The sequence below is a fragment of the Arhodomonas sp. KWT genome, assembly GCF_010993615.1.
This window is the reverse complement of record NZ_WNXE01000045.1, coordinates 1-11,183: the sequence shown is the minus strand read 5'-3', so window position 1 is coordinate 11,183 and position 11,183 is coordinate 1. Positions and strand designations below refer to the sequence as shown.

The 11,183-nt window shown below is 69.8% G+C and carries 11 protein-coding genes; 8 read left to right on the top strand and 3 right to left on the bottom strand.

Annotated features, from left to right (window positions below; translation table 11 throughout):
* Positions 1–1,200 (bottom strand): PLP-dependent aminotransferase family protein (locus tag G7A99_RS09310; RefSeq protein WP_163139705.1); only part of this gene is annotated, 1,200 nt, incomplete at its 3' end.
* A 136-nt stretch (positions 1,201–1,336) separates the two neighbouring features.
* Between G7A99_RS09310 and G7A99_RS09305 the strand changes: the two genes are divergently transcribed.
* Both G7A99_RS09305 and gabT read left to right on the top strand, forming a co-directional pair.
* Positions 1,337–2,797, top strand: a complete 1,461-nt coding sequence (locus G7A99_RS09305) for an NAD-dependent succinate-semialdehyde dehydrogenase (RefSeq protein WP_018717486.1) — start codon at positions 1,337–1,339, stop codon at positions 2,795–2,797.
* Positions 2,798–2,831: 34 nt separating this feature from the next.
* Entirely contained in the window at positions 2,832–4,127 is a 1,296-nt protein-coding gene (gene gabT / locus G7A99_RS09300; RefSeq protein ID WP_018717485.1) for a 4-aminobutyrate--2-oxoglutarate transaminase, read from the top strand.
* A 55-nt stretch (positions 4,128–4,182) separates the two neighbouring features.
* On the opposite strand, the gene G7A99_RS09295 is transcribed toward gabT, so the two are convergent.
* Positions 4,183–4,494, bottom strand: coding sequence for a cupin domain-containing protein (locus G7A99_RS09295; protein ID WP_163139703.1), 312 nt, complete (start codon positions 4,492–4,494; stop codon positions 4,183–4,185).
* Positions 4,495–4,515: 21 nt separating this feature from the next.
* Positions 4,516–5,112 carry a cupin domain-containing protein gene (locus G7A99_RS09290; protein ID WP_018717483.1) on the bottom strand — a complete coding sequence of 199 codons (597 nt, stop codon included), beginning with the start codon at positions 5,110–5,112 and terminating at the stop codon, positions 4,516–4,518.
* Between the two features lie 591 nt (positions 5,113–5,703).
* Between G7A99_RS09290 and pxpA the strand changes: the two genes are divergently transcribed.
* From pxpA to torT, 6 genes are read left to right on the top strand one after another with little or no spacing between them, the layout of a single operon-like run.
* Positions 5,704–6,429, top strand: coding sequence for a 5-oxoprolinase subunit PxpA (pxpA, locus tag G7A99_RS09285; protein ID WP_018717482.1), 726 nt, complete (start codon positions 5,704–5,706; stop codon positions 6,427–6,429).
* 14 nt (positions 6,430–6,443) lie between these two features.
* Positions 6,444–7,814 carry an acetyl/propionyl/methylcrotonyl-CoA carboxylase subunit alpha gene (locus tag G7A99_RS09280; protein WP_163139699.1) on the top strand — a complete coding sequence of 457 codons (1,371 nt, stop codon included), beginning with the start codon at positions 6,444–6,446 and terminating at the stop codon, positions 7,812–7,814.
* A 21-nt stretch (positions 7,815–7,835) separates the two neighbouring features.
* The gene (locus G7A99_RS09275; protein ID WP_018717480.1) at positions 7,836–8,705 is read left to right on the top strand and encodes an allophanate hydrolase subunit 1; all 870 of its coding nucleotides are present in this window, start codon (positions 7,836–7,838) and stop codon (positions 8,703–8,705) included.
* 13 nt (positions 8,706–8,718) lie between these two features.
* Positions 8,719–9,702, top strand: coding sequence for a biotin-dependent carboxyltransferase family protein (locus G7A99_RS09270; protein WP_018717479.1), 984 nt, complete (start codon positions 8,719–8,721; stop codon positions 9,700–9,702).
* A 48-nt stretch (positions 9,703–9,750) separates the two neighbouring features.
* The gene (locus G7A99_RS09265) at positions 9,751–9,996 is read left to right on the top strand and encodes an acetyl-CoA carboxylase (RefSeq protein WP_018717478.1); all 246 of its coding nucleotides are present in this window, start codon (positions 9,751–9,753) and stop codon (positions 9,994–9,996) included.
* A 25-nt stretch (positions 9,997–10,021) separates the two neighbouring features.
* Positions 10,022–11,140 (top strand): TMAO reductase system periplasmic protein TorT, encoded by a 1,119-nt coding sequence (torT, locus tag G7A99_RS09260; protein ID WP_018717477.1) that lies wholly within the window; start codon positions 10,022–10,024, stop codon positions 11,138–11,140.
* Positions 11,141–11,183: the final 43 nt, after the last annotated feature.

Sequence of the window (11,183 nt, the reverse complement as noted above, 5' to 3'; positions counted from 1 at the left end):
CGTCCGCAGCGCCTCCTGTCGCTCGGCATAGATCTGGCGCATGCGCCGTATGTGCGCGGAGAAGCGGCCGCTCTCGATGAACTCCGCGAGCGCGGCCTGCTCCACCAGACGCCCCTCGCGGAAGAGCTCCGCATTGGCCGTGGACAACGGCTCCACCAGCTCCGGCGGCACCACCAGGTACGCCAGCCGCAGCCCGGGATACATCACCTTGCTGAAGGTCCCGACGTAGATCACCCGATTCGTCGACGACAACCCGTACAGCGACGCGATGGGCTCGCGGTTGTAGCGCAGCTCGTTGTCGTAGTCGTCCTCGATGATCCAGGCGTCCGCCGCCGAGGCCTGCTCCAGCAGCAGCCGCCGGCGGCCCAGGCTCAGCACCGCGCCGGTGGGGAGCTGGTAGGACGGTGAGGTGAAGATCAGCCGCGGCGGACGCCGCCAGTCCGATGGCTGCGGGGCGATGCCGTCCGCGTCCACCGGGATCGCCCGCAGGCGCAGGCCGGCGGCGCGCAGCACGTTGCGCGCGCCCCAGTAGCCCGGGTCCTCCATCCACGCCTCGTCGCCGGGGTCGGCGAGCATGCGCGCGCACAGGTCGAGCCCCTGGTGGGCACCGCCGACGATGAGGATCTGGCGCGGGTCGCAGCTGATCATCCGCGAGACCTTCAGGTGCTCGGCGAGCACCGCCTTGAGCGGCCCGTAGCCACCGGAGGCGTACTGCATCAGCCGGGAGTGATCACTGTTCATGTAGCGGCCGAGCAGCCGTCGCCAGACCCGGAAAGGGAACGCGGCGACATCGGGGATGCCGGGCACGAAGGCCCCGGACTGGAGTGTGCTGCTCGCCGGATGCGCGGCGATATCGGCACCCCGCCGGGATAACCCCGGGGCATGCCCCGCCTCGCGGCGTGGCGGGGCCGGCACGCTGGGCGCATCCCGCGGCAGGGTATCGGTGACGAAGGTGCCCGCCCCGGTGTGTCCACGCACATAGCCTTCCGCCTCCAGCTGCTCGTAGGCCCGCATCACGGTATTGCGCGCCAGCCCGAGTTCCCGGGCGAGCGTCCGGGTCGCCGGCAGCTTGGCGCCGGGGGCCAGACGTTCCTCCAGGATCGCCTGGCGCAGGGCGGCGTAGACCCGCCGGCGCACCGGCAGCCGGGTCCACTCGGTGCGCTGCTGCATGTACTGCAGGAGGAGGTCGCTGAGGAGCATGGGCACCGCCGTCGCAGATTGGCTCCCTGCATCGTACCCGATTGGCTCCTATACGGGGACCAAAAATCGGTTCTAATCGTGGGGGTACAGGCAGACGTGGGCCCTGACGGTCCACGCACACGGAGGACCAAGGACCATGCGAGAGCTCGGCGACCCGGCGCTGTTCCGGGAGCAGGCCTACATCGACGGCGTCTGGGTGGACGCCGATGCCGCCGCGACCCTGGCGGTGGACGACCCTGCCACCGGCGAGACCCTGGGGAACGTGCCGCTCATGGGCGCCGCCGAAACCCGCCGGGCCATCGAGGCGGCGGACCGGGCATGGCCCGCCTGGCGGGCGCTCACCGCCAGCGAGCGCGCGGCGCGCCTGCGGGAGTGGCACCGTCTGGTGCTCGCCCACCGCGACGATCTCGCCCGGATCATGACCCGCGAGTGCGGCAAGCCGCTGGGCGAGGCCCGCGGCGAGGTCGCCTACGCCGCGTCGTTCATCGAATGGTTCGCCGAGGAGGGCCGCCGCGCCTACGGCGAGCTGATCCCATCCCCCGCCGCAGACCGGCGCATCGCCGCGACCCGGGAGCCGGTGGGTGTCTCCGCGGCGATCACGCCCTGGAACTTCCCGGCGGCGATGATCACGCGCAAGGTCGCGCCGGCACTGGCCGCGGGCTGCCCAGCGGTGGTCAAGCCCGCCGAGGTCACGCCGTTCACCGCGCTGGCGCTGGCAGAGCTGGCCGACCGCGCGGGCATCCCGGCCGGGGTGTTCAATGTGGTCACCGGCGAGCCCCAGGCGATCGGCGGCGAGCTCTGCGCCAACCCCACCGTACGCAAGCTCTCGTTTACGGGCTCCACCGCCGTCGGCCGCCACCTCATGGCCCAGTGCGCGGACACCGTGAAGAAGGTCTCGCTGGAGCTCGGCGGCAATGCACCCTTCATCGTCTTCGACGACGCCGACCTGGAGGCCGCGGTCCGCGGCGCGATGGACTCCAAGTTCCGCAATGCCGGCCAGACCTGCGTGTGCGCGAACCGCATACTGGTGCAGTCCGGCATCCACGACGCCTTCGTCGAGCGCCTCGCCGAGGTGATGGAATCGGAGCTGAGCGTGGGCAACGGCCTCACCGACGGCATCAACCAGGGGCCGCTGATCAACGACGCCGCGGTGGAGAAGGTGACCGCCCTGGTGGCCGACGCCACCGCCCAGGGTGCACGGACGCTCACCGGGGGCGCGCGCCACGCCGGCGGCGGCCGCTTCTTCCAGCCGACCCTGCTCGCCGACGTGAACACCGGCATGCGCCTCGCCCGCGAGGAGATCTTCGGACCCGTGGCCCCGGTATTCCGCTTCACCACCGAGGACCAGGCGGTGGCGATGGCGAACGACACCGAGTACGGCCTCGCCGCCTACTTCTACAGCCGCGACGCGGCCCGCACCTGGCGCGTCTCCGAGGCCCTGGAATACGGCATGGTCGGCATCAACACCGGCCTGCTGTCCGCGGCCGAGGCGCCGTTCGGCGGCATGAAGGCCTCCGGCCTCGGGCGCGAGGGCGCCCGCCAGGGCCTGGAGGAGTACCTGGAGACCAAGTACCTCTGCCTCGGCGGCATCGCCTGAGGCCACACATCCACCCGGAACGAGGATCGGGACGATGACCACCAATCGCGAACTCTTCGAGCGCCGCAGCGACGCCGTCGCCGCCGGTGTCGGCATCATCCACCCCATTGCCACCGAGCGCGCGGAGAACGCCCGCCTGTGGGACGTCGAGGGCAACGAGTACATCGACTTCGCCGCCGGCATCGCGGTGCTCAACACCGGCCACCGCCACCCGCGGGTGATGGCGGCGGTGGAGGAGCAGCTCGGGCGCTTCACCCACACCAACTTCAATGTCTCCGCCTACGAGCCCTACGTCGCCCTGGCCGAACGGCTCAACGCCATCACCCCCGGCGACTTCGCCAAGAAGACCGTGCTGGTGAACTCCGGCGCGGAGGCGGTGGAGAACGCCGTGAAGATCGCCAAGGCCTACACCGGCCGCTCGGCGGTGATCGGCTTCGGCGGCGGCTTCCACGGCCGCACCCTGCTGACCATGGGCCTGACCGGCAAGGTCCGCCCGTACAAGGCCGGCTTCGGGCCGATGCCTGCAGACATCTTCCATGCCCGCTTCCCCAACGAGGTGCACGGCGTCAGTGTCGACGACGCGGTCCGCTCGCTCGAGGAGCTGCTGCGCTTCGACGTCGACCCGCAGCGCGTCGCCGCCCTGATCATCGAGCCGGTGCTCGGCGAGGGTGGCTTCTACGCCGCGCCGCCGGCATTCATGCAGGCGCTGCGCCGGATCGCCGACGAGCACGGCATCTGCCTGATCGTCGACGAGGTCCAGACCGGCTTCGCCCGCACCGGCCGGCGCTTCGCCGTCGAGCACAGCGGCGTCACCCCGGACATCATCACCATGGCCAAGGGCCTGGCCGGCGGCATGCCGCTGGCCGCGGTCACCGGTCGCGCGGAGATCATGGACGCCGGTCCGGCGGGCGGCCTCGGCGGCACCTACGGCGGCAACCCGCTGTCCGCCGCGGCGGCCCTGGCGGTGCAGGAGGTGATCGACGACGAGGGCCTGATCCAGCGTGCGGCGATCATCGGCGAGCGCCTGACCACGGGTATCGGCGAGATCGCCAGTGAGGTCGGCGCGGTGCGCGACGTTCGCGGCCTCGGCGCGATGGTCGCGGTGGAGTTCTTCGACGGCGACCAGCCCTCGCCCGCGATGGCCGCGGACGTCATGGCCCGGGCCCGCGCCCACGGCCTGCTGGTGCTCACCTGCGGTATCCACGGCAACGTGGTCCGGCTCCTGCCCCCGCTCACGGCCACGGACGCGGACGTGGAAGGCGCGGTGGAACGGCTCGGCGCCGCCATCCGCGAGGCCGCGGGCAGTGCCCCGCAGCGTGCGGCCGGCTGACCGCCGGCCGCGGGCGTGCCGCCCGCCCCGGTCCGCGATGACGGGCCGGGGCGGGTCAGCCCCCGCCCGCGGTGGTCCCCTTGAGCTCCACCTCGACGAACGCGAGCTCGGCGTCACCGTCGTTGACCACGTTGTGCTCCGCCCCGGCGGTGCGGAAATACGAGACCCCGGGGGTCAGCTCGCTGCTGGCGGTACCGGACTCGGACTCCAGCAGCAGCCGCCCGGCGGTGAGGGGCACGACGACGTAGTCATGCTCATGGCGGTGCCAGCCCGTCTGTGCCCCGGGGGCGAAGCGCCACTCGGTCACGATGACGCGCTCGTTGTCCTCCTGCACCGTGGCCGTGGCCATGGGCCGTTCGTCGTTCATGGCACCTCCTGCCGGGATGGATCAGAGATAGGGCGGCGTGCACGCGCTGATGAGCTCGCAGTCCTCGTCGTCGAGGTTGCGGAAACGGTGGGGGATACGGCTATCGAAGTGGTACGCGTCCCCCGGCCCGAGCACCCGCCGCCGGCTGCCCACCGTGAGCTCCACGCGCCCCGAGATGACGATACCCGCCTCCTCGGAGTCGTGGCGCAGCATCGCGCGGCCGGTGTCGCCGCCCGGCGGGTAGTACTCGCGCAGCACCTGCAGGCTCTTGCCCTGGACGTTGCCGACCTGGCGGAACTCCAGCGGCCCGCTGGTGATGAGCGAGAGCTCGTCGCGGCGGAAGAACACCCGGTCCGCCGCCTGCGCACCCACGGCGAAGAACTCCGCCAGCGACATCGGCACGCCGTCCAGGACCTTCTTCAGGGAGGCCACGGAGGGGCTGTTCTTGTTCTGCTCGATGAGTGAGATGGTCCCGTTGGTCACACCCGCGCGGCGGGCGAGCTCGCGCTGGGACAGGCCGCGGTCCAGGCGAACCTGGCGCAGACGCTCACCGAGATCGAATACGGGGTCGGCCTCTTCCGGTGACCGCTCCTGTGACTGCCCTGTCGATGTGTTCACGACTCGACATACCTCCCGTTCCTTAGGTGCCTGGTGGCGCCGCAAATTACTGCTTTCAGCCGGACACCGCAAAAGCCCCTCCCCTGGGCGACCACCATTGACGGTGTCCACGGCACCCCTGCATCCCTGTCGTTTGTATCTATCAATTAAACACACCCTGTAGGAAAGTCCAGCTACCCCCCGACCGGCGCACGTGACGCCGATCACGTTTTCAGGCTGACGCCAACCTGCTGAAACGGAACAAAATGGTGCACAAAAAGGGCAAATAGCGACTTTTTGGTGCATGTTTAAGGTTGCGCGCTCCAGCCTGAACCGCCCGCGGCCCCCTTTGCGTGCGCCCCTGCCAGGCCGCCTTGACACGGAAACCCCCGTGGACTAGTGGTTAATAAAATAACCACCCAGCCCGCCGGAAAACGCAGCATGGAGGCCGCCGGGGCGGTACCGCCGAGGAGAGGAAACCGTTGTCGATCTCCCCTTCCAGCGCTGCGCAGCCCGCTTTCCGGCCCTCACGCCAACCCACCGTGCGGACCGCCGACTCGCCGTTGGCACGCTTGATGCTGTCCGCCTTCCAGAACCAAGTGGAGTAGCGCAATGCAAACGACGATCAACTGCGACATGGGGGAGAGCTTCTCCCTGTATCGCATGGGTGACGACGCCGGGATGATGCCTTTCATCTCGGCCGCGAACGTGGCCTGCGGCTTTCACGGCTCCGATCCCAACCACATGCGCAAGACCGTGGAGCTCGCCCGGTCCCACGGCGTGCGTGTCGGCGCCCACCCCTCGCTGCCGGACCTCCAGGGCTTCGGCCGGCGCGAGATGAAGATCCCCCGCGAGGAGCTGGCCAACATCCTCATCTACCAGGTGGGCGCGCTGAAGGGCTTCCTGGACGGCGCCGGCATGGCACTGAACCACATCAAGCCCCACGGCGCGCTCTACGGCATGGCCGCCCGTGACGAGGCGGTGGCCGACGCCGTCTGCGATGCCGCCGATGTCTTCGGCGTACCGCTCATGGGCCTGTCCGGGACCTGCCACGAGACGGTCTACACCCGGCGCGGCCACACCTTCCTCGCGGAGTACTTCGCCGACCTCGACTACGACGACGACGGCAAGCTGATCATCACCCGCGAGCACGCCGCGGTGGATCCGGCCAGGGCGGCCGAGCGGGTCGTCCGCGCGGTGGAGCAGGGCGAGACCGAGTCGGTGAACGGCCACACCCTGAAGGTCCGCGCCGACACCGTCTGCGTGCACTCCGACACGCCCAACGCGCTCGACGTGGCCCGCGCCGTACGCGACGCCCTCGGCGCCACCGCCGCCTGAGCCGGGGAGTGACGATGGCAGATATCAGCAAGGTCCTGATCGCCAACCGTGGCGAGATCGCCTGCCGCATCGCGCGCAGCTGCCGCTCGCTGGGCATCGCCAGCGTCGCGGTCTGCTCCGAGGCGGACGAGGACGCCCTGCACGTGCGCCTCGCCGACGAGCACCGCGTGGTCGGCCCCGCCCGCGCCCAGCACAGCTACCTCAACATCGAGCGGCTGATGCAGGCGGCGTCGGAGACCGGGGCGGACGCGGTCCACCCGGGCTACGGCTTCCTCGCGGAGAGCACCCGGCTCGCCGATGCGGTCACCGGCGCCGGCATGACCTGGATCGGCCCGCGCACGGACAGCATCCGCGACATGGGGGACAAGGCACGGGCCCGCCACATCGCCGAGCGGGCCGGCGTGCCCGTGCTGCCCGGCAGCCGGCGCTTCACCAGCGACGACCTCGACGACCTGGAGACGGAGGCACGCCGGATCGGCCTGCCCGTGCTCGTGAAGGCCTCCGCCGGCGGCGGCGGCATCGGCATGCAGCGGGTCGACGATCTCGCCGCCCTGCGCAAGGTGGTGCAGTCCACCCAGGGGCTCGCGAAGTCCAACTTCGGCGACGAGGCGGTGTTCCTGGAGAAGTTCGTCCCGCGTGCCCGCCACGTGGAGGTGCAGGTGCTCGGGCTCGGCGGCGGCCGGGCGGTGCACCTGTTCGAGCGCGAGTGCTCCATCCAGCGGCGCTATCAGAAGATCATCGAGGAGGCCCCTTCGCCGGCGGTGGACGCGGCCGTACGGGAGCGCATGACCCACGCCGCGGTGTCCCTCGCCGAGACCCAGGATTATCACGGCGCCGGGACGGTGGAGTTCGTGCTCGACGACGAAACCGGGGAGTTCTACTTCCTGGAGATGAACACCCGCGTGCAGGTGGAGCACCCGGTCACGGAGATGATCACCGGCGAGGACATCGTCGCCCACCAGATCCGCATCGCCGCGGGCAAGGAGTCCGGGCTCAGCCAGGCCGGGATCGAGAGCCGGGGCCACGCCATGGAGTTCCGACTCTACGCCGAGGACCCATTCAACAACTTCCTGCCCCAGCCCGGCGTGATCGAGACGTTGCACGTGCCCGCGGGCGAGCACGTGCGCGTGGACACCGGCTACGACGACGGCAGCCGGGTTCACCCCTACTACGACCCGCTGATCGCGAAGGTCATCGTCCGCGGTGCGGACCGCGACGAGACCCGCGAGCGGGCACTGGAGGTGCTGCGCAACAGCCGCATCGAGGGCATCCGAACGAACCTGCCTTTCCTGGTCAACGTCCTGCGCACCGACGCCTTCCGGCGGGGCGAGACCCTGACGTCTTTCATCGCGGACTACGAGTCCGAGCTGCTCAACACCGAGTAACCAGCGCTGGGGAGGAACGCAATGATCTATGAGGAACCCCGCTTCCTGCCGGGCGGCGACCGCTACATGCTCATCGAGTTCGGCGACGAGATGAATCTCGAGCTGAACTTCCGGGGGCAGGACCTGGCCAACGTCGTCGCCGAGCAGAAGACAAAGGGGGTGTTGGAGACCGCACCCTGCTTCGCGTCCACGCTGATCCACTACGACCCGGAGCTGATCAGCTTCGCCGATCTGAAAAAGGAGATGGCCTCGCTGATCGAGGGCCTGCGGCCCGCCGACGACATCGAGCTGCCGAGCCGGCTGTTCTACTTCCCCACGGTCTACCTGGACCCGTGGACGAAGGAGTGCGTCGAGGACTACATCGCCAAGATCGCGAAGAAGACGCCGGACCCGGAGTATGTCGCCGAGCTCAACGGCCTCTCCGGCGTGGACCAGCTCGTGCGCGTGCACTCGGGCACGGAGTACTGGGTGGCCTCCCTGGGATTCTGGCCCGGCCTGCCGTTCACCATGCCGCTGGACCCGCGCTGCCGGCTGGTGGCGCCGAAGTACAACCCGCCGCGCACCTGGACGCCCAAGGGCTCGGTGGGCATGGGCGGCATGTCCACCGCCATCTACCCCGAGCACCTGCCGGGCGGCTACCAGGTCTTCGGCCGCACCCCCGTGCCGATCTGGGACACGGAGAAGCGCTTCCCCGTGTTCGAGAACAGCATCTGCCTGTTCCGCCCCGGCGACCGCATCCGCTTCGTGCCCTGCTCCATCGAGGAGTTCGAGCACGTCGAGGCCCAGGTCGCCGACGGCAGCTACCAGTACAACCTCGTCGAATACCAGAAGTTCTCGGTCGCCCAGTACAAGGAGTGGGTGGCGGGTATCGACGAGACCCAGCGGTTCTGAAGGGGGTGAGGACATGTTCGAAGTCATGAACGCCGGGCTGGAGACGGCCATCCAGGACTACCCCGGCCGCGTCGGCTACTGGAACCAGGGCTTCCCGCCCTCCGGGCCGATGGACCACTGGTCGTTCCGCCTGGCCAACGTGCTGGTGGGCAACGAGCCCGGAGACGCCGCGCTCGAGTGCCAGTTCACCGGCCCGGAGCTGCGTTTCCACGAGGACACCGTGGTCGCGGTCACCGGCGGCGACATGCAGCCGCACATCGACGGCGAGCCCATCGAGCTGTGGCGCAGCTACGCGGTAAAGGCCGGCCAGACGCTGAAGCTGAGCTACGCGAAGACCGGCGCCCGCGGCTACATCGCCGTCGCCGGGGCCATCCGCACCGAGCCCTGGCTCGGCTCCCGCGCGACCTTCCACAAGGCCGGGGTCGGCGGCTTCGAGGGCCGCGCGATCCAGGCCGGCCAGCAGATCCCCACCGGCGACGCCTCCGGCGGCACGCCGGACATGGTGGTGATCCCCGAGGCACGGCCCGAGCTCCCCTCCGACAAGCGCTGGGAGATCGAGGTCGTCGCCGGCCCCAACGACGACTGGCTCGACGAAGCCGGGGTCCGCACCTTCCTGGAGGCGGACTGGAAGCTCTCCGCCAAGTCGGACCGTACCGGCTACCGCCTGGAGGGCCCCGGCGACCGGCTCACCTTCGCCGACAAGGCGATCAACAAGCGCCCGGAGCACGGCTCCGAGCCGTCCAACATCATCGATCAGGGCTACCCCAACGGGGCCATCAACCTGGCGGGGCTGACGCCCATCATCCTGGTCAAGGACGGCCCGAGCATGGGGGGTTTCATCAACCCCTTCACCGTGCCCACCAGCGGCTTCTGGAAGCTGGGCCAGGTCCGGCCCGGCGAGGTGATCCGCTTCCGCGCAATCTCCGTGGACGAGGCCCAGCGCCTGGCCCGCGAGATGACCCGTATCTGCTCCAGAGAATCCCTGCGCCCGGCCTGACCGGCGCCGACCGCAACCCGAACGACACGTCCCGCAAGGAGGACAGGAATGGCCGAACACACCGTCGAAGCCCAGCTGCCGGGCGTCTTCTACCGCCGCCCCAGCCCGGAGGCCGAGCCCTTCGTCGCCGAAGGGGACACCGTCACCGCCGACGACACGGTGGGGCTCATCGAGCTGATGAAGTCCTACCACGAGATCAAGGCCGGCGTGGCCGGCACGGTGAAGTCCTTTCTGGTGGACAACGAGGGCGACGTGGACCCGGGCCAGGGTCTCGTCGTCATCGAGTCCAACTGACGCCACTGCCCAGGAGTACCCAACGATGAACGCACGACAGATCATGCGCGCCGGCTCCGCCGCCGTGTTCGGCGGCCTGCTGCTCGCCGCCAGCACGGCGCAGGCCTTCGACGTGGAGGCCTACTACGGCAACTACGACGTCTCCGGCAAGAAGGCGGGCCGGCCCGCCACCTCGCTCGGCGAGGCCCGGAGCGAGGAGTGGAAGGCCCCGACCCCGGACAAGCCGTACCGCATCGGCGTGTCCTTCCCCCACCTCAAGGACCCGTACTGGCTCGCCGTGAACTACGGCATCATCGACGAGGCCCGCAAGCTAGGCGTCGGCATCGACCTGGTCGCCGCCCAGGGCTACGAGGACATCACCGGCCAGATCTCCCAGGTCGAGAACCTGCGCAACCGCGGCGTCGACGGCCTGATCCTGGCGGCGATCAGCTACACCGCCCAGGACGGGCTGGTGAAGTCGCTGAGCGCCGACATCCCGGTGATCGAGGTGATCAACGACATCCAGGCCCCGGCCATCGCGGCCAAGACCCTGGTGTCGTTCTACACCATGGGCTACGTCGCCGGCGAGTACGTGGCCAAGGACTCCGAGGGCAAGGACCGGGTCAGCGTCGCCTTCCTGCCGGGCCCGGCGGGATCCGGCTGGGCGCCCGACACCCTGGACGGCTTCAAGCAGGCGCTGGCCGACCACGACGCCGAGGAGCGCGTGGACATCATCACCGTGAAGTGGGGTGACACCGGCAAGAGCGTTCAGACCTCGATCATCGAGAACGTCATGAACGCCAACCCGGACCTCGACTACCTCGCCGGCAACGCCGTCGCCGCGGACGCCGCCCCGGACGTGCTCCGCGACCGCGACAACAAGCCCAAGATCGTCTCCACGTTCCTGATCCCGCCGCTCTACGAGAAGATCAAGAACGGCGAGGTCGCGGTGGCGCCGACGGACTTCACCGCGCTGCAGGGCCGCATGGCGGTGGACGCGATGGTGCGCATCCTCAACGGCGAGAAACCCGGCGAGGACTTCCCCTTCCGCGCCGGCCCGAAGATCCAGCCGCTGACCCCGGAGACCATCGACCAGTACGACTACGAGGACATGCTGGGCGCCCGCGACTGGCGCCCGGTGTTCTCCGTCGAGCCGAAGGAGTAACGCGGTCGGGCGGGGGCCGCCGGTCCCCGCCCTCACCGCCGTC

What these genes read in the sequence shown, in the direction of transcription:
- gabT (WP_018717485.1), top strand. Translation starts at nt 2,832, where the DNA reads ATGACCACCAATCGCGAACTCTTCGAGCGCCGCAGCGACGCCGTCGCC.
- G7A99_RS09275 (WP_018717480.1), top strand. Translation starts at nt 7,836, where the DNA reads ATGATCTATGAGGAACCCCGCTTCCTGCCGGGCGGCGACCGCTACATG.
- G7A99_RS09305 (WP_018717486.1), top strand. Translation starts at nt 1,337, where the DNA reads ATGCGAGAGCTCGGCGACCCGGCGCTGTTCCGGGAGCAGGCCTACATC.
- G7A99_RS09295 (WP_163139703.1), bottom strand. Translation starts at nt 4,494, where the DNA reads ATGAACGACGAACGGCCCATGGCCACGGCCACGGTGCAGGAGGACAAC.
- G7A99_RS09270 (WP_018717479.1), top strand. Translation starts at nt 8,719, where the DNA reads ATGTTCGAAGTCATGAACGCCGGGCTGGAGACGGCCATCCAGGACTAC.
- torT (WP_018717477.1), top strand. Translation starts at nt 10,022, where the DNA reads ATGAACGCACGACAGATCATGCGCGCCGGCTCCGCCGCCGTGTTCGGC.
- G7A99_RS09265 (WP_018717478.1), top strand. Translation starts at nt 9,751, where the DNA reads ATGGCCGAACACACCGTCGAAGCCCAGCTGCCGGGCGTCTTCTACCGC.
- pxpA (WP_018717482.1), top strand. Translation starts at nt 5,704, where the DNA reads ATGCAAACGACGATCAACTGCGACATGGGGGAGAGCTTCTCCCTGTAT.
- G7A99_RS09280 (WP_163139699.1), top strand. Translation starts at nt 6,444, where the DNA reads ATGGCAGATATCAGCAAGGTCCTGATCGCCAACCGTGGCGAGATCGCC.